The sequence below is a fragment of the Clostridium sp. D33t1_170424_F3 genome (assembly GCF_015667585.1).
Lineage (GTDB): Bacteria > Bacillota > Clostridia > Oscillospirales > Acutalibacteraceae > Anaeromassilibacillus.
The window spans coordinates 117555-135113 of sequence record NZ_JADPEG010000007.1 but is presented as its reverse complement, the minus strand read 5'-3'; the positions used below and the strand labels follow the sequence as shown (position 1 = coordinate 135113).

Annotated in this window: 14 protein-coding genes; 10 read left to right on the top strand and 4 right to left on the bottom strand. The window is 56.6% G+C overall.

What is annotated here, in order from left to right; genetic code table 11:
• Window positions 1–128: 128 nt before the first annotated feature.
• From metG to I4V53_RS06570, 3 genes are read left to right on the top strand one after another with little or no spacing between them, the layout of a single operon-like run.
• A complete protein-coding gene (gene metG, locus I4V53_RS06580; protein WP_195984734.1) occupies window positions 129–2069 on the top strand; it encodes a methionine--tRNA ligase in 1941 nt (646 codons plus the stop codon).
• 24 nt (window positions 2070–2093) lie between these two features.
• On the top strand, window positions 2094–2879 hold the full coding sequence (locus tag I4V53_RS06575) for a TatD family hydrolase (RefSeq protein ID WP_195984732.1): 786 nt from the start codon (window positions 2094–2096) through the stop codon (window positions 2877–2879).
• A complete protein-coding gene (locus I4V53_RS06570) occupies window positions 2879–3529 on the top strand; it encodes a TatD family nuclease-associated radical SAM protein (RefSeq protein ID WP_195984730.1) in 651 nt (216 codons plus the stop codon). The genes I4V53_RS06575 and I4V53_RS06570 overlap by 1 nt, the downstream gene beginning before the upstream one ends.
• 127 nt (window positions 3530–3656) lie before the next feature.
• On the opposite strand, the gene eutH is transcribed toward I4V53_RS06570, so the two are convergent.
• Both eutH and I4V53_RS06560 read right to left on the bottom strand, forming a co-directional pair.
• Window positions 3657–4742, bottom strand: a complete 1086-nt coding sequence (eutH, locus tag I4V53_RS06565) for an ethanolamine utilization protein EutH (protein ID WP_195984728.1) — start codon at window positions 4740–4742, stop codon at window positions 3657–3659.
• 6 nt (window positions 4743–4748) lie between these two features.
• Window positions 4749–6539 carry a M24 family metallopeptidase gene (locus I4V53_RS06560; protein WP_195984726.1) on the bottom strand — a complete coding sequence of 597 codons (1791 nt, stop codon included), beginning with the start codon at window positions 6537–6539 and terminating at the stop codon, window positions 4749–4751.
• Window positions 6540–6778: 239 nt separating this feature from the next.
• On the opposite strand from I4V53_RS06560, the gene I4V53_RS06555 reads away from it, so the two are divergent.
• A complete protein-coding gene (locus I4V53_RS06555) occupies window positions 6779–8902 on the top strand; it encodes a heavy metal translocating P-type ATPase (protein WP_195984724.1) in 2124 nt (707 codons plus the stop codon).
• 97 nt (window positions 8903–8999) lie between these two features.
• Here the strand turns inward: I4V53_RS06555 and I4V53_RS06550 are convergent, their stop codons facing one another.
• Together I4V53_RS06550 and I4V53_RS06545 are read right to left on the bottom strand one after the other, a co-directional pair.
• Window positions 9000–9467, bottom strand: a complete 468-nt coding sequence (locus tag I4V53_RS06550) for a hypothetical protein (RefSeq protein ID WP_195984723.1) — start codon at window positions 9465–9467, stop codon at window positions 9000–9002.
• A 114-nt stretch (window positions 9468–9581) separates the two neighbouring features.
• On the bottom strand, window positions 9582–9875 hold the full coding sequence (locus I4V53_RS06545) for a DUF6809 family protein (RefSeq protein ID WP_195984721.1): 294 nt from the start codon (window positions 9873–9875) through the stop codon (window positions 9582–9584).
• 154 nt (window positions 9876–10029) lie between these two features.
• Between I4V53_RS06545 and I4V53_RS06540 the strand changes: the two genes are divergently transcribed.
• The 6 genes from I4V53_RS06540 (at window position 10030) to pstB (ending at window position 17520) form a co-directional block, all read left to right on the top strand.
• Window positions 10030–10242: a helix-turn-helix domain-containing protein gene (locus tag I4V53_RS06540; protein WP_195984719.1), complete on the top strand. Its 213-nt coding sequence runs from the start codon at window positions 10030–10032 to the stop codon at window positions 10240–10242.
• A gap of 266 nt (window positions 10243–10508) precedes the next feature.
• Window positions 10509–13262 (top strand): preprotein translocase subunit SecA, encoded by a 2754-nt coding sequence (gene secA, locus I4V53_RS06535; protein WP_195984717.1) that lies wholly within the window; start codon window positions 10509–10511, stop codon window positions 13260–13262.
• Window positions 13263–13464: 202 nt separating this feature from the next.
• Window positions 13465–14370 (top strand): phosphate ABC transporter substrate-binding protein, encoded by a 906-nt coding sequence (locus I4V53_RS06530; protein ID WP_195984715.1) that lies wholly within the window; start codon window positions 13465–13467, stop codon window positions 14368–14370.
• 135 nt (window positions 14371–14505) lie between these two features.
• Window positions 14506–15867 (top strand): phosphate ABC transporter permease subunit PstC, encoded by a 1362-nt coding sequence (gene pstC / locus I4V53_RS14190; protein ID WP_195984714.1) that lies wholly within the window; start codon window positions 14506–14508, stop codon window positions 15865–15867.
• Window positions 15857–16729: a phosphate ABC transporter permease PstA gene (pstA, locus tag I4V53_RS06520; RefSeq protein WP_195984712.1), complete on the top strand. Its 873-nt coding sequence runs from the start codon at window positions 15857–15859 to the stop codon at window positions 16727–16729. Before pstC ends, pstA begins: the two co-directional genes overlap by 11 nt.
• Before the next feature lie 32 nt (window positions 16730–16761).
• On the top strand, window positions 16762–17520 hold the full coding sequence (pstB, locus tag I4V53_RS06515; RefSeq protein WP_502709361.1) for a phosphate ABC transporter ATP-binding protein PstB: 759 nt from the start codon (window positions 16762–16764) through the stop codon (window positions 17518–17520).
• Window positions 17521–17559 lie beyond the last annotated feature (39 nt).

Sequence of the window (17559 nt, the reverse complement as noted above, 5' to 3'; positions counted from 1 at the left end):
GGAAACGTCCTTGAAAAAGAGGAAGGAAATGGGTATACTATATAGGATAAAACTCTGCACGCTTCCCCTGCAAACGCGATGGAACCCTGTGGAAACGTGTAAACTGAAACAGTAGGAGCGAAACAGTTATGGATCAGAAAACCTTTTATATCACCACCCCTATCTACTATCCCTCCGGAAAGGCGCACATCGGCCACAGCTATTGCACCGTTGCCAGCGATGCGATCGCGCGCTATAAGCGTTTGCAGGGTTACGACGTGATGTTCCTGACCGGCACTGACGAGCATGGGCAGAAGATTGAGCTGAAGGCCGCCGAGGCGGGCGTGACGCCCAAAGAATATGTGGACAAGATCGTCGCGGGCTTCCAGGATCTGTGGAAGCTGCTGAACATCAGCAACGACCGCTTTATCCGCACCACGGACGATTACCACGTCAAGGCAGTGCAGCAGATTTTTAAGGCGCTGTATGACAAAGGCGAAATCTATAAAGGCAAATATGAGGGCTGGTATTGTACCCCCTGCGAGGCCTTCTGGACGGAGACCCAGCTCAAGGACGGCAAATGTCCGGACTGCGGGCGCGAGGTCAAATGGGCCGAGGAGGAGGCGTATTTCTTCCGTCTGTCCAACTACGGGGACCGCATCCTGAAGCTCTATGAGGAGCATCCGGAATTCATCCAGCCGGAGAGCCGCAAAAATGAGATGATCAATTTCATCAAGCAGGGCCTGGGCGACCTGTGCGTTTCCCGCACCAGCTTTACCTGGGGTATCCCGGTGGACTTTGACCCGAAGCACGTCGTTTATGTCTGGCTGGACGCGCTTACCAACTACATCACCGCCATGGGCTACGGTTCCGGCGACGATTCCGATTATCAAAAATACTGGCCTGCGGACGTGCACTTTGTCGGCAAGGAGATCGTGCGCTTCCATACCATCATCTGGCCTGCCATGCTGATGGCGCTGGATCTTCCGCTGCCCAAGCAGGTTTACGGCCACGGCTGGCTGCTGTTTGGCGACGGCACCAAGATGAGTAAGTCGAAGGGCAACGTCGTGGATCCGATGATCCTGTGCGACCGCTACGGCGTGGACGCCATCCGCTATTTCCTGCTGCGTGAAATCCCCTTCGGTTCCGACGGCGTGTTCACCAACGAGGCGTTGATCAGCCGCATCAATTCTGATCTGGCGAACGACCTGGGCAACCTGCTCTCCCGCACCACGGCGATGGTGCAGAAATACTTTGGCGGCACGATTCCGGCGGAGCGCGAGGCGGGCGTTCCGGACGATGAACTGATCGCAATGGCCAGCGCCCTGCGCGCCAAGTGCGACGCGGCGATCGACGGCTACCAGTTCTCCAACGCGCTGACGGAAATCTGGCGGTTGATTGCCCGCTCCAACAAGTATATCGATGAAACCATGCCATGGGCGCTCGGCAAGGACGAGGCGAAAAAGGCCCGTCTGGCGGCAGTCCTGTACAATCTGTGCGAATGCCTGCGCATCGTTTCCATCCTGATTACCCCGTTTATGCCGGAGACCGCGCCGAAGATCCAGCAGCAGCTGGGCGCGCAGGCGGATATTCTCACGTATGAGGCTGCGGCACAGTGGGGCCTGCTCCCGGCGGATGCGGCCATCACCAAGGGCGACACGCTCTTCCCGCGCATCGACGTCGATAAAGAGATTGAGGAACTGAACAATCTGATCCCCAACCCGATGGAGCAGAAGCAGGCGGAGAAGCCGCATATCGAGGGCCTGGCGCAGATTGGCATCGACGATTTTGCCAAGGTGGAGCTGCGCGTGGCGACAATCAAAGCCTGCGAGCCGGTGAAGCGCGCGAAAAAGCTTTTGAAGCTCACACTGGACGACGGCGAGGGCGAGCGCACAGTGGTGTCCGGCATTGCTCAGTGGTACAAGCCGGAGGAGCTCGTCGGCCACAGCATCGTGCTGGTGGCGAACCTGAAGCCCGCAAAGCTCTGCAGCGTGGAGAGCCAGGGCATGATTTTGGCGGCGGACGCGTCGGAGGACGACGTGCGCGTGCTCTTTGTGGACGGCATCCCGGCGGGTTCCCGCATTCACTGATTGATGGATAACAGAAGGAGTCACATGGAACGATTGATTTTTGATTCTCACGCCCATTACGACGACGACGCGTTCAATGAGGACCGCACGGAGCTGCTGGCCGGATTGCCGGAACAGGGAGTCTGCCGGGTGCTCAATGTGGGAGCGGACTTACAGGGCTGCTATGACGCGGTGGAACTGGCTGCAAAGTACCCGTATATTTATGCCGCGGTGGGCATCCATCCGGAGTGCGTGCGCGATACGCCGGCGGGCTCCCTGGAAAAGGTGGAAGCTCTGCTGGCGGAACCGAAGGTTGTGGCGGTCGGTGAGATCGGCCTCGACTACCATTTTGAGGACAATGCCCCACGGGAGGAGCAAATCCGATATTTTGAGGCGCAATTGGAGCTGGCGGCGCGCCACAGCCTGCCCGTGGTGATTCATGACCGTGACGCGCACGGCGATACGATGGACATCCTGCGCAAATACAAGCCGCGCGGCGTGCTGCACTGCTTTTCCGGCAGCGTGGAAATGGCGCGCGAGGTCGTCAGGCTGGGTATGTATATCGGATTGGGGGGCGCGGTCACATTTAAGAACGCGCGCGTCCCCGTGGAGGTGGCGGCGGACCTTCCGCTGGACCGCATCCTGATGGAGACGGACGCGCCGTACATGGCGCCCGTTCCGTTCCGCGGCAAGCGCTGTCATTCCGCCCTGATTGCACACACGGCGGCCCGTGTGGCGGATATCCGCGGCGTTTCCACAGAAGAGATATTAAAGGCATCGATGCGGAACGCCTCCCGGCTGTTCGGCATCCCGTTGGAGGAAAACGGCTGATGAGCAACAATATTGCCTATGTGCTGGGCCATACGCTCTATTTGAATATTACCAACCGCTGTCCGTGTGCCTGCGATTTCTGCATCCGCACACACAGCAAAAGCGTCGGTTCCGGGGACAACCTTTGGCTGGACGAAGAGCCGCACCGCACCGACGTGATGAACGCACTGGCAGAATACGACCTGGGCCGGTATCGCGAGCTGGTGTTCTGCGGCTACGGCGAACCGACCTGCCGCCTGGACGACCTGCTGTGGATTTGCAAAAAGGTCCGCGGCCTGCGCGATATTCCGATCCGCGTCAATACGAACGGGCTTTCCGATTTGATCAATGGCAGGAACACCGCGCCGGAATTCTATGGGCTGGTGGACGCTGTTTCCGTCAGCCTGAACGCCTCCACGCCGGAAAAGTACGACGCGATCTGTCACTCCCAATTCGGGCTGGACGCGCTGCCCGCCGTCCTGAAGTTTACAAAGGAAGTAGGCCGGTACGTGCCGGAGGTCATTATGACCGTGGTGGACAACGATACGCCGCGGGAGGAGCTGGACGCGTGCGAGGCCCTCTGTAAAGAAACGGGCGCGCAGTTCCGTGTGCGGCGCTACATCACCACCTATGAGGAGGAGGCGCAGAAGCCCGATCCGCAGATTTCATAAAAGAGATTTTAGGCAAAGGAACATAATCACAATTTGCAGTTGATACAAAAAACAGGCTTAATCCCCGTCTTGGACGGAGATTAAGCCTGAACTTTTTGCGTATAACCTGCGCAGAAATACAAGTCTTTTATATGCCGGACGCAGCCGGTTTTTCATTTTTGGTAAAGGCTCCCGCAAGGAGCAGGGCGGCAATTCCGCCAGCCAGCTTGCAGGCCATGTATGCGCCAACAGAACCGCTCTCCACACTGGAGACAAATGCGAGCTGTCCACCGAAGACAAACGCCCCGCTTACCGCAAAGGCTGCGTTCAGAATTTTGCCGCGCGCGTCCATCCGGCTGTACAGCGGGATCATGGAGACGCTGGTTGCCAGACTGACGAACAGTCCGACGGCGGCATAGCGGTTGACGCCCAGCTTTTCCGCAGCGGCGTCGATTGCGCCGCCGCAGTGGGACAGCAGCAGACCGCAGGCGACGGTGGAGCCGCACAATGTCACGGCAATTTTAAAGACGATCACCAGCACTTCCTGAAAGAGCGCGCTGTCCGCAACCGACCAGGCGGGGACAAAAACGCCCAGCGTTACAACACAGAACAGGAGGATGCCCGCGATCCGCACCAGTTGTCCCAACCCGGACAGCACCCGGATGCAGCCGCGCGGAACCAGCCGCAGGGCCAGGCAAAGCGCCGCGCAGAGCAGCAGGACGGGCCATGTATTCGATACCAGAATGGGGAGGGGAAGGCCCAGCAGCAGCCCGCCGGCGGCCAACGCCACAGGCAGCGCGATGATGCCCCACAAAACGCCCTGCATAAATCCGGATACTTCGTAGCTGGGCAGGCCGCCCAGAGAGATCGGCAGGACAAAGCTGATCAAACAGCCCAGCGTGGACGATACCATCAGGCCGCTGTACAGCGCCAGCGGTTGAGAGGCCGCCAACTGGGTGGCAATCGCATAGCCGCCCATGTCCGGCGCGAGCAAAGCCCCGGCGATCAGGGAAGGGTCGAACGGGAGAACGGCGGACAGCCCCGCAATGGCCTCCGGGTGTGCGCTGAGCGCCGTTACGGCAATGCAATAGATGCCGCTGATGGAGAGGCAGAGCGGCCCCATCGAGGCCAGACCGCGGTCGAATTCCTCCGCAACGCCCAGCTTCCCGCCGATGATCTTATCCACCGCGCCCAGCAGGGCGAACAGCAGCAGGATGACAATAAAGACGTTCATTCGGTTTTAACGGGCGAGCGACGCGCAGGCGGCCTTCAGCCAGTCCTGTTCCTCCGGCGTCAGGCTGCTTTCCAGCGTTTTGTAAACCAGCGCGTGGTACTCATTGAGCCAGTCCAGCTCGTCGTTGTCCAGCAGCTCAACCTTTACCGGCTTGACGTCGATGGGACAGTAGGTGATCGGCTCAAAGCAGAGGAAGCGGCCGTATTCCGTGACGCCCCATTCCTTGCACAGCAGCTCGTTTTCAATGCGGATGCCCACTTTGCCTTCCTCATAGATGCCGGGTTCGTCCGTGACGGTCATACCGGGGACAAACGCCACATTGTTGGTGATGCGCAGATTCTGCGGGCCTTCATGCACGCCGCCGACGAAGCCGACGCCGTGGCCGGTGCCGCAGCGGTAGTCGATGCCGTGGCGCCACACAGCGCTCCGGGCCATGATGTCCAGGTTGCCGCCGGTGCAGCCCTCCAGAAAAACGACGCGCGCAAGGTCGATATGGCTTTTGAGAACCAGTGTATAATAAGTCTTTTCTTCATCGGTCAGATCGCCCATCGTGTAAGTGCGGGTGATGTCCGTGGTGCCGTCGCGGAACTGCGCGCCGCTGTCCACCAGCAGGAAGCCGTGCGGCTCCAGTTCAGCGCAGGTTTCCGGCAGTGCGTGGTAGTGCATCATGGCGGCGTTCGCACCGCAGGCGGCGATGGTATCGAAGCTGTCGCCCAGGTTCAGCGGCTGCGCTTTGCGCAGGGCGGTCAGCATGTCCGCGACGTCGCATTCGGTCACGGTTTCCCCGGCGGTCATTTTCGCTTCCAGGGCCATTTGGAATCGGACCATTGCAACGCCGTCTTTTACATGCGCGTTTTTGATGTTTTGAATCTCCACCTCGTTTTTGACGCCCTTGAGCGGCTGGACCGGCTCCTCGCCCGCCTGCAGCTTGATGGAAGCGTTGGCCTTCATCGCATGGTACAGCGTGTAGCTGGTTCCCTCCGGCTCGTACAGGGCGGTGACCGGCGTGCTGACGGAGGCAATCGCAGAGGCGGCGTCCTCATAGGGCGCAACCTGTACGCCCTCCGCGTTGAGCGCGTCTTCTACCTCGGCGGGAACGCGGCTTTTGTTGATGAACAGCGTGGCGCTTTCCGGCAGGACCAGACAGTAGGAGAGGGGGAACGGGTTGTAGGCAATGTCGTCCGCGCGCAGGTTGAGCGCCCAAGCGACGCTTTCCAGGCGGGAGAGCAGTGTGGCGTCCGCGCCGTGCTCCGCCAGCGCGTCGCGCAGCTGTTCCAGCTTTTCGCGGGCGGTTTTACCCGCGTATTTTGTTTCCAGCAGCCACGCGGTGGTGGCGGGCACGGGCGGGCGGCCTTCCCACAGAGGGGAAACAAAATCAATGTCTTTGATGGTGATTTTCTTTTCTGTAAATGCCTGCTCCAGTTTTTCCACGGTGGAAATGGCGGTAATCATGCCGTCCAGACCCATCACGCCGCCCTGCGGCAGGTTCTCTGCCAGCCAGGCGGGAATTTCCGGCGTGCCCTTGACGGCGACGCGCATCAATTCAATGCCGCTGCCCGCCAGTTGGTGCTCCGCCTGGATAAAATAGCGCCCGTCCACCCACAGCGCGGCCTTTTCCGCCGTGACGGCCAGCGTGCCGACGGAGCCCGTAAAGCCGGAGAACCAGCTGCGCGCACCGTAGCAGTCGGGGAGGTATTCGCTCATATGCGGGTCGGAGGAGGGGATCAGATAGCCGTCCACGCCCGCGTTTTGCATTGCGGCACGCAGGGCCGCAATGCGTTCAGGAACTGTTTTCATGAAAAATGCCTTCTTTCTCTATGTTTCATTCCGGAAGCCCGGGATAGTAGATTCACAAGTTCCATTCTATCGCCGCCCGGCGGTTTGTGCAAGTGGAAAATACATTTCCTTACCGCTTGCAATGTGGATAAATTTAGTGTATATTAAAAACAGACAAATTTTAGGAATAGAACCGAAGCGGCTGCGGAGAATATTCCAGTGAGAACATTTGACCCAGAAGGGCGGAGGGAAGTTTTACGATGAAAGAATTGACTGTAGAGATCGGCGGTATGCACTGCGTCATGTGTGCCGCGGCAGTGGAAAAATCCCTGAAAAAACTGGACGGCGTGCAGGAAGCGGACGTAAGCTATGCTTCGGAAAGCGCGCGTATCGTCTTTGACGAGCAAAAGGTCAACTTGAAAAATATTTCCAGGAACGTCAAACAGGCAGGCTATGTGGTGGTGGAAGACAAAGGCGCGTTCCAGCAGCGGGAATTTCAGAAGCTGCTGATCAGCTTCATTGTGTCCGCCGTTTTGACACTGCCCTTTATGGTCGAAATGGTGTTGATGTTTGCCGCGCCCAACGCCCCGCTGATGCACACGCTGCACAACGGCTGGCTGCAGCTGACGTTGGCGACGCTGGTGGAGTTCGGCATCGGCTGGCGCTTTTTTGTGGGCGCGTGGGAGTCCATCCGCTCCGGCAGCGCGAATATGGATGTGCTGGTGAGCCTTGGCACGCTGGCGGCCTATCTGTACAGCCTTTATAATGTATTGACGGGTGGGCACACCTACTATTTTGAGGCCTGCGCCGTAGTCATTACGCTGGTGCTGCTGGGCAAGTTGTTTGAGACAAAGGCGAAAGCCCGCGCCAATTCCGCGGTGGAAAGCCTCCTGCAGTTGCAGCCCAAAATGGCGACGGTCCTGCGCGATGGCGCGGAACAGCAGGTTCCCACAGGCGAAATTGTGCCGGGCGAAATCGTGCTGGTGCGTCCGGGCGAGGGCGTCGCGGTGGATGGCAAAATCGTCAAGGGCGACTCTGCGATTGATGAATCCATGCTGACCGGCGAGAGCATCCCCGTCAACAAGACGGTGGGGGACAGCGTCTTTGCCGGCACGGTCAACCGCCAGGGCGCGTTCCAGTTTGAAGCGACGGGTGTGGGGAAAAGCACCATGCTTTCCTCCATTGTAAAAATGGTGCGCTCCGCCCAGCAGAGCAAACCGGCGGTACAGAAGCTGGTGGATAAAGTGGCGTCCATCTTTGTGCCGTCTATTCTGGTCATTGCGCTGGTTTCCTTCGCCATTACCTGGTTTGTGACAGGGGACGTCGCACCCGCCATCTATCATGCGGTGTCCGTGTTGGTGATCGCGTGCCCGTGTGCGCTGGGTCTGGCGACGCCCACGGCGCTGATGGTGGGCACCGGCATGGCGGCCAACGCGGGAATTCTAATCAAGGACGCGGATTCCATGCAGCTGGCCGGCAAAATCAAAAGCATTGTGCTGGACAAAACCGGCACGATCACGGAGGGCCAGCCAAAGCTGACCGATTTTGTGCCGTTTGAAGGGTTTGATGAAAGAACTTTGCTGCAATACGGCGCCGCGGCAGAGAAGTTGAGCGAGCATCCGGTGGGCCAGGCGATCTATACCTATTGCGCGGAACACGCCGGCGCGGTTCCGGAAGCGGAGGAATTCAACGCGCAGGTGGGCAGCGGCGTACATGCCGCCGTGGACGGCCATAAGATTTATATCGGCAAATTTGCAAACGATGCGACCGTCCAGCTGGAGCAGCAGGGAAAGACGGCCGTCACGCTGACGGTGGACGGACGGCCCGCCGCGGTTTTCGCGGTAGCGGATAAGGTTAAGGAGGACTCTGCGAAAGCGGTTCAAAAATTGCAGGAGCGCGGCATCGAAGTCTACATGGTCACCGGCGACAACGAGGCGACAGCAAAAGCCATCGCGGCGCAGGTCGGTATTACCCATGTGATCGCGGGGGTATTGCCCGGCGACAAGAAGGAGAAGGTCGCGGAGCTGAAAGAACACGGCGTGGTCGCCATGGTGGGCGACGGAGCGAACGACGCCCCGGCGCTGGCTGCCGCGGACATCGGCATGGCGCTTGGCACCGGTACGGACGTGGCGGCACAGGCGGGTTCCCTCGTCATCATGAGCGGCAGCCTGCTGGATGTGCCGAAGGCGATCACGCTTTCCAAGGCCATCATGAGCAAAATCCGGCAGAATCTGTTCTGGGCGTTTATCTACAATACCATTGGAGTGCCGCTGGCGGCGTTCGGGCTTTTGAGCCCGATTGTGGCGGGCGCGGCCATGGCGTTCAGCTCCGTGTCGGTTGTGACAAATTCGCTGCTGCTTAAGCGGAAAAGGATAGACGGATAAAATACGAATAGAAAGCCGCTGTTGCTCCGGACATCATATTTGGAGCAACAGCGGCTTTTAAAGTTTAGCACATTTGTGCATAGCTGAAAAGAAAATGTCAGGAGTCCGGGAAACTGTTTTCGTAGTAGTCAAAAAATTTCGAAACGTTCAAGCATTCCTCTTGAAGTGTTTGATCTTCCGTGATGATTTGCGTACCGTATACTCCATAGGGCTTCCAATTGGATGACGAAATGGGTTCCAATTGGAATTGCTGCTGGATGGCCGCAATTCCGGATGAATAGTCGGTGCATGCCTGTTGGAAAGCCTCTTCGGGATTTTCAAAGACAGGCGTTCCAAAGGAGTTTAAACCCAGAACATAGGCGTCTTTATTTTCCAGAAATGCGGGAATCCGATCCTCTGTAATGGGAGCGACGACTTTTGCGTACAAGTTGGTGGTTCGGTATTGATAAAAAACAACCAAAAGGATAATTGCAGACAGAATACATAAGGTTGAAAGGAAGAATCGCTTTATATGTTTTTTAGACGGGTTTTCTTTCAATTGTTTGTTTGATAACAACTTATCCATACTCCTTTCTGTACTCCATCTGTTTATAACAAATGGTTTAAAATAGACAAGCGGTAAAAGGTGATTTATCTGTATTTAAATGATAACATACTGGGCGGCAATCCGACAACATTCTCAATCAATGGATTGAAAGCTGCCGTCGTCCTCTTGCAGCGTTTCCAACAGGATATTTGCCCCCAGACGGAATCCCTCAATAAAGGACTCCAGTGCGGTAATCTGCATTATGTCGGAGGAAATGGTACTGTATTCCGAAAAAAGCTCTCGAATGGGAGCCGTTAGCAGCAGTTCGATTTTAGTTTCCAATTCTGACATGGCCCGAAGCCCTTTGTCGTAAGGGGAACCTCTGACAATGGTCTTATCAGTTGGATTAATGTTGCCGTAGTAGAGATTTTCTAATGTTCTGCGCATTTTCTCACCTTCTTATAAAATAATTTATTAACTCTATAGAGCTATATTATAACCTTGTAGTGGTTTTTGTCAAGGCAATTTCTAACTTTATATTGATACTTTTTCTCTTTATCGTTATAGTTTTTATCAGAATAATAAAAACGAGGCGAGAAGAATGCTGAAAAACTATATCCGGCACCGCATGGCGGATCAGAAGATAGACGATATTACCGAGCTGATGGAGCGCTCCGGCGTAAGCCGGAATTCTATTAATAAGCTGTTCCGGGGAAGCAATGTGGAGACCTTGAAGCTGGACACATTGATGCGGCTTTGCGACGCGCTGCACTGCGATCTTTCCGATCTGGTGGAATACAAATATGAAAAATAGAATGGGCGGGAAAATTTTTTATGGTTTTCCCACCCATTTTTAATTGTTCCCGAATGGTTTTCAGTCTGGGGATGTTTGACAAATTCCACAAATCGAACAGCCAAATTCATGATTTGTTCTTCCTTTTTTCACCCGGCTATGTTATAATAATGCCCGTATGCTTGATCTGAAGAGATTAAGGCCCCTCCGTTGGGAGCCAGGCGGAATCTCTGTTGGCGGACGGGCTTTTTAACCGGTATATAATAAATTGTTTGAGGTGACATTTCATGGGAAACATTTTAAAAGCGTTTTTCGGCAATTACAGCAAGCGCGAGCTGAAGCGCGTGCAGCCGCTTTGCGACAAAGTACTTGCCTTGGAAGAAAAATATAAGGGGCTCAGCGACGAGGAGCTGCAGGCGCAGACTCCCGTGCTGAAAGAGCGCCTGGCGAAGGGTGAAACGCTGGACGACATCCTGCCGGATGCGTTTGCCGTCTGCCGCGAGGCGTCCTGGCGTGTGCTGAACATGCGCCACTTCCCGGTGCAGATCATCGGCGGTATCGTGCTCCATCAGGGACGGATCGCGGAGATGCGGACCGGTGAAGGTAAAACCCTGGTCGCGACCCTGCCGGCATATCTGAACGCGCTCTCCGGAAAGGGCGTCCATGTAGTCACCGTCAACGATTACCTGGCCCGCCGCGACTCCGAGTGGATGGGCAAGGTCTACCGCTTCCTGGGCCTCTCCGTCGGCCTGATCGCGCACGATATGGACAACGCGGACCGTCAGCGCGCCTATCAGGCGGATATTACCTACGGTACCAACAACGAATACGGATTCGATTACCTGCGCGACAACATGGTCATCTATAAAGAGAATAAAGTGCAGCGCAGCCATAACTTTGCCATCGTCGACGAAGTGGACTCCATCCTCATCGACGAGGCCCGTACTCCGCTGATTATTTCCGGCCAGGGGGACAAGTCCACCGAGCTGTACAACATCGCGGACGCGTTCGCGCAGACCCTGCACTTTGTCAAGGTTGCGGAGCTGGACGAAAAAGAGGATAACGACGCCCTGTACGAGGACGCGGATTATCTGGTCAATGAGAAGGCGAAGACGGCGACCCTGACGCAGAAGGGCGTCAAGAAAGCCGAGTCCTATTTCAACGTTGAAAACCTGACCGACGCGGACAACATCACCCTGCAGCACCATATCAATCAGGCGATTAAGGCCCGCGGCGTCATGACCAAGGATATCGACTACGTCGTCAAGGACGGCGAGGTCATCATTGTCGATGAATTTACCGGCCGTCTGATGTACGGCCGCCGCTATAACGAGGGATTGCACCAGGCCATCGAGGCAAAGGAAGGCGTGAAGGTTGCACGCGAGAGCAAAACGCTGGCGACGATCACGTTCCAGAACTTCTTCCGCCTGTATGATAAGCTTTCCGGTATGACCGGTACCGCGATGACGGAAGAAGCGGAATTCCGTGAAATCTATAAACTGGACGTCATTGAGATCCCCACCAACCGTCCGCTGGCGCGTGAGGATCTGCCGGACGTCGTTTACAAGACCGAGAAGGGCAAATTTAACGCCGTCATTGACGATATTGTTGAGCACCATGAGAAGGGCCAGCCGGTTCTGGTCGGCACCATCTCCATTGAAAAGTCTGAGGAACTGAGCAAGCTGCTGAAGCGCCGCGGCGTCAAGCACGAAGTATTGAACGCGAAGTACCATGAGAAGGAAGCGGAAATCGTTGCGCAGGCGGGCCACAAGAACGCCGTCACCATCGCGACGAACATGGCCGGCCGTGGTACCGATATTATGCTGGGCGGCAACGCCGAATACATGGCGAAGTCCGAAATGCGCCGCATGCAGTATACGGAAGAGATGATCAGCGCGGCGGATTCCTACTATGAGACGGACGACGAAGAGATTCTGGCGGCGCGCAAGGTGTATCAGGAACTTAAGGCAAAATACAGTGAAATTACCAAAGTCGAAGCGGAGGAAGTCCGGAAGGTCGGCGGCCTGTACATCATCGGCACCGAGCGCCATGAGTCCCGCCGCATTGATAACCAGCTGCGCGGCCGTGCAGGCCGTCAGGGGGACCCCGGTTTGAGCCGTTTCTATATCTCTCTGGAAGACGACCTCATGCGTCTGTTCGGCGGCGATCGCATCACCACGATGATGGATACACTTAAAGTAGACGAGGACACGCCGATTGAAGCAGGCATGCTCACCAAAACCATCGAGGGCGCGCAGAAGAAGATTGAGGGCCGCAACTTTGCCATCCGTAAAAATGTTCTCCAGTTTGACGACGTTATGAGCCGCCAGCGTGAGATCATTTACGGCCAGCGCGATCAGGTGCTCAACGGCGAGGATATCCGCGAGCAGGTGGTCAAGATGATCGAGCAGGCCATCGAGGCGCAGGTGCAGAAGTTCCTGCCGAAGGAGACCCTCAAGGAGGACTGGGACCTCAACGGGCTGCGCGAGCACTACATGGGCTGGATGATCGGCCCGGATGACCTGGTGTACGACGAAAGCGAACTGGAACGTCTGGAGCCGGAATTCGTACAGGAAGAGCTGACCAAGAAGGCGATGGAACAATACGAAGCGCGTGAAAAGGCGTATGGCGACACGGTCATGCGCGAGCTGGAGCGCGTGATCCTGCTTAAGAACGTCGACCGCGAGTGGATGGACCACATTGACGCAATGGAGGAGCTCCAGAAGGGCATCCGATTGCGCGCTTACGGTCAGCACGATCCGGTTGTGGAATACCGTCTGGAAGGCTTTGATATGTTCGACGAGATGATCGCGACCATCCGCGAGAATACCGCCCGCATGATGCTTACCGTGCAGCTGCGCACGCAGGAGGAGCCGAAGCGCGAGCAGGTGGCGAAGCCGACGGCGACCAGCGCCGACGGAACGGACGCCAACCAGCCGGTGCGCAAGGGCAAAAAGATCGGCCCGAATGATCCCTGCCCCTGCGGAAGCGGCAAAAAGTTTAAGAAATGCACCTGTGAAAAGTACCACCCGGCAAACTAAATAAAAAAGATCAAAATCCCCTGCTGCATTTGTGCGCGGCAGGGGATTTTTTGCGTCCGGAAGGATTTTGGGAGGAAGCGCATATTTATTTTATTTTCATCTAAACTAAGCTTAACCTGATTTTAACATTGCCCCGGTAGAATGAACCCGTACTTAAGAAAAAGCGAAACAAGATGAAGAAAATGTAAGGAGCAATGAAACTATGAAAAAGATCCTTTCGATCCTGATGGTATTGGCAATGATCTGTTCCACCGCGGCGTTTGTCGGCTGCGCATCCGAGGTTGAAGGCCAGTCGGCCACCCCGTCTTCCCAGTCCACACCCGACGCGAACACGCCTTCCAATACGGAGCCGTCTTCCTCGGAAGAAACGCCCTCCATCAGCGGCAACCTGACCTTGAACGGTTCCACTTCCATGGCAAAGGTCTGCCAGGCGCTGGGTGAGGCGTTCCAGGTAAAATATCCGGACGTTACCGTTACAAAGAGCGGCAACGGCTCCGGCGACGCGCCGAAGGCGGTGCTTGCGGGTACGGCCCTGATCGGCGACCTCTCCAGAAACCTGAAGGACGAAGAGGACCCGAGCCAGTTTGAGATCAAGCAGATTGCCATCGACGGCATCGCGATTGCTGTGAATAAAGAGAATCCGGTCACCGAACTGACCAGCGAGCAGATCACAAAGATATTCACCGGCGAGATCAGCAACTGGAAAGAGCTCGGCGGCAACGATCAGAAGATCACCGTGCTGGGCCGTGAGGCCGCTTCCGGCACCAGAGACGGCTTTGAATCCATCTTTGACTGCAAAGAAAGCTGCGTCTATGCGGCGGAGATCACCTCCACCGGCGAAGTGGTCGCAAAGATCGGTTCCGATCCGTCCGCAATCGGCTATGTTTCTCTTGATTCCGTCAATGATTCCATCATCGCCTGCAAGGTGGACGGCGTGGAGGCCAACGAAGAAAACATCGTAAACGGCTCCTACAAAGCGCAGAGGCCCTTCGTGCAGATTTATAAAAAGGGTTCCGACAGCGAGCTGGTCAAAGCCTGGTTCGATTTCCTCTATTCCGACGAGGGTCAGGAAATCATCAAGAGCGTCGGCCTGGTAACCGCTGAATAAAAACAGGAACAGGGGCGCAGATACAGCTCCACCATGCAAAAGTTGTAGATACGCTCATTAAAATGCTCCGGCGCCCATGCTGCGCCGAAGCATTTTGTCCTGTCCAGACAGTTCGAAACGAACGGAGGGCATTTTATGCTGCAAGCGACATTGACAAACGAACGAGCGGAACACAAGCGCGCAACAGCCAACCGGGCGAAAAAAATCGTTGCGGTGGCGTTGGGCGCGGTGATTGCGCTTTCCTTCTTTTTTCCATACATCAGGTTTGTTTTTAAAGACAGTATCTACGCCCTGAGCGGGCTGCAGCTTGCGACTGTGCGGGGGATGCGTGTGGCCGGCCCGCAGATGAGCGGTTTGGTTACGATTCCCCTTTTGACGCGGGTCGCGGTGATCGCCGGGGTGGCGCTGGCGCTGCTCGGTATCGCGCTGCTTTTGCTGCGGAAACCGGTACTTGCGGGAACGGCGTATATCCTTTCCGGCATAACCCCGCTGATTGTGCTGATTACCACCTCCAATATCCAGACGGCGGTCACATCCCTGAATATCAGTGAGATTTCCGTGCAGTATCTCTGGCCGTTTCTGGGCACACTCTTTTTGGGGATTGTCAGCGCGGTGCTGTGCCTGTGGACGCAGGGGACGGAACGGCTGGCGGAGTCCATCTTCAAGGTGGCGTCCTGCGTTTCCGTCGGGTCCGTTGCGGTCATCACAATTTATATTCTGGTGACGGGCGCGCCGGCCATTGCGCAGATCGGTCTGGGCGAATTCCTGTTCGGCAGGGAGTGGGCGGCCAGCTCGGAAAAATTCGGAATTCTGGCGCTGATCCTCTCCTCCATCGCGGGTACCGCGGGCGCGATCCTGCTGGGCGTGCCGATCGGCATCCTCACGGCGGTTTTTCTCTCGGAAACGGCCCGCCCCGGCGTGGCCAGGCTGGTCCGTCCGGCGGTGGAACTGCTGGCGGGCATTCCATCGGTCATCTACGGCTTCTTCGGCATGCTGGTGATCGTCCCGGCAATCCGCACCTTCCCGCCCTTTCAGGGCGGCACAACGGGCGACAGCCTGCTGGCCGCGATCCTGATTCTGGCGATCATGGTATTGCCCACGATTGTCAACGTGTCGGAAACGGCGCTGCACGCCGTGCCGGTTTCCTACCGCGAGGCGTCTCTGGCGCTGGGCGCCACGCCGACCACGACCATTTTCAAGGTGACGGTCCCGGCGGCGAAGTCCGGTATTCTGGCGGGCGTCATTTTGGGCGTGGGCCGCGCGATCGGTGAGACCATGGCGGTCATCATGGTGGCAGGCAACGTCCCGAATATGCCGAGCCTGCTCGGCCCGGTGCGTTTTCTGACGACGGGCATCGCGATGGAGATGAGTTACTCTTCCGGCTTGCACCGGCAGGCGCTGTTCGCCATCGGGCTGGTGCTGTTTGTGTTTATAATGATTGTCAATATCAGCTTTACCTATATCTCAAAGAAAGGGGTGCAGATGGATGCCGAGTAAGTCTTTATACTGCAAGCATAAGCATGTTTCGGATTCCGTCCTGAAAACCCTGATCTATCTGGCCGCCGCAGTGACCGTTGTGGTGCTGGTCGGCATTCTCGGCTATATTCTGGTCAACGGCGTGCCGTACATCACCTGGAAGTTTATTTCCACCCCGTATTCCGAGATGAATCCGGAGCTGAAAGGCATTCTGCCGATGATTATCAATACCCTGTACATTGTTGTGATTACCCTGCTGATCTCCGCACCGATCGGCATCTCCTCCGCGATCTACCTGACACAGTATGCCAAACAGGGCAGGCTGGTCAGAGCGATCCGGTTTACAACGGAGGTGCTCTCCGGCATCCCGTCTATCATCTTCGGCCTGTTTGGCTATACGGTCTTCTGTGTGCTGTTCCGCTTGCAGGTGTCCATTCTGGCGGGCTGTTTGACCATGACCATCTGCATTCTGCCGACAATCATCCGCACGACGGAGGAATCCCTGATTGCGGTGCCGTCCTCCTTTAAAGAGGGGGCTCTGGCGCTGGGCGCGGGCAAGCTGCGCGTGATTTTGGGAATCGTCCTGCCCTGCGCCATGCCCGGCGTGCTGACGGCGGTGATCCTGGCGGTGGGGCGCATCGTGGGCGAGAGCGCCGCGCTGCTCTTTACGTCCGGTATTGGCTACAATATGCCGAAGGATTTCTTCCGCCAGATTTTGACCAGCGGCCGCACACTGACGCTGCACCTGTACCAGACGGCGCGCGAAGCGTCCACGCCCGACGCGATGAACATCGCCTTTGCAACCGCCGCTGTGCTGCTGATCCTGGTATTCCTGCTCAACTGTCTGACCAGGCTGGTCACGAAAGTGCTGCAAAAGCAGTGAGACCTTCAGAAAGGGTTGAATCAGAAATGGAAATGGGTAAAAATAAGATTACGATTGAGGACCTCAACTTATATTACGGGGATTTCCACGCGCTCAAGGGTGTGAGCATTGAAATCCCGGAACATAAAGTCACCGCGTTTATCGGGCCCTCCGGCTGCGGCAAGTCCACCTGTCTGAAAACGTTGAACCGCATGAACGATTTGGTCGACGGCTGTAAGATCACGGGCAAGGTTTTGCTGGACGGTGAGGACATCTACGACCCGCGCACCGACGTAACGATGCTGCGCCGCCGCGCGGGCATGGTGTTCCAAAAGCCAAACCCCTTCCCGATGAGCGTTTACGACAACATTGCCTATGGGCCGCGGGTCCACGGGATCAAAAGCAAGCAGAAGCTGGATGAAATTGTGGAGCGCTCCCTGCGCAGCGCCGCCCTGTGGGACGAGGTGAAAGACCGCCTGAAAAAGTCCGCGCTGGGCCTCTCCGGCGGCCAGCAGCAGCGCCTTTGCATCGCCCGCGCCTTGGCGGTGGAGCCGGACGTGATCCTGATGGACGAGCCGACCAGCGCGCTGGACCCGGTTTCCACGCTGAAAATTGAAGATTTAATGGACGACCTGCGCTCTCAGTATACGGTTATCATTGTGACGCACAACATGCAGCAGGCCGCGCGTATCGCGGACAACACGGCGTTTTTCCTGTTGGGTGAGATTGTGGAGTACAGCGATACAAGAACGATGTTTAACCAGCCGAAGGATGAGCGCACGGAACGCTATATCACGGGCCGCTTTGGTTGATTTCTCTTTTCCTGCAGAGATGGATGCTGTATAATAAAG

Coding starts and splice junctions, on each gene's coding strand:
- metG (WP_195984734.1), top strand. CDS start 129: ATGGATCAGAAAACCTTTTATATCACCACCCCTATCTACTATCCCTCC.
- I4V53_RS06575 (WP_195984732.1), top strand. CDS start 2,094: ATGGAACGATTGATTTTTGATTCTCACGCCCATTACGACGACGACGCG.
- I4V53_RS06570 (WP_195984730.1), top strand. CDS start 2,879: ATGAGCAACAATATTGCCTATGTGCTGGGCCATACGCTCTATTTGAAT.
- eutH (WP_195984728.1), bottom strand. CDS start 4,742: ATGAACGTCTTTATTGTCATCCTGCTGCTGTTCGCCCTGCTGGGCGCG.
- I4V53_RS06560 (WP_195984726.1), bottom strand. CDS start 6,539: ATGAAAACAGTTCCTGAACGCATTGCGGCCCTGCGTGCCGCAATGCAA.
- I4V53_RS06555 (WP_195984724.1), top strand. CDS start 6,779: ATGAAAGAATTGACTGTAGAGATCGGCGGTATGCACTGCGTCATGTGT.
- I4V53_RS06550 (WP_195984723.1), bottom strand. CDS start 9,467: ATGGATAAGTTGTTATCAAACAAACAATTGAAAGAAAACCCGTCTAAA.
- I4V53_RS06545 (WP_195984721.1), bottom strand. CDS start 9,875: ATGCGCAGAACATTAGAAAATCTCTACTACGGCAACATTAATCCAACT.
- I4V53_RS06540 (WP_195984719.1), top strand. CDS start 10,030: ATGCTGAAAAACTATATCCGGCACCGCATGGCGGATCAGAAGATAGAC.
- secA (WP_195984717.1), top strand. CDS start 10,509: ATGGGAAACATTTTAAAAGCGTTTTTCGGCAATTACAGCAAGCGCGAG.
- I4V53_RS06530 (WP_195984715.1), top strand. CDS start 13,465: ATGAAAAAGATCCTTTCGATCCTGATGGTATTGGCAATGATCTGTTCC.
- pstC (WP_195984714.1), top strand. CDS start 14,506: ATGCTGCAAGCGACATTGACAAACGAACGAGCGGAACACAAGCGCGCA.
- pstA (WP_195984712.1), top strand. CDS start 15,857: ATGCCGAGTAAGTCTTTATACTGCAAGCATAAGCATGTTTCGGATTCC.
- pstB (WP_502709361.1), top strand. CDS start 16,762: ATGGGTAAAAATAAGATTACGATTGAGGACCTCAACTTATATTACGGG.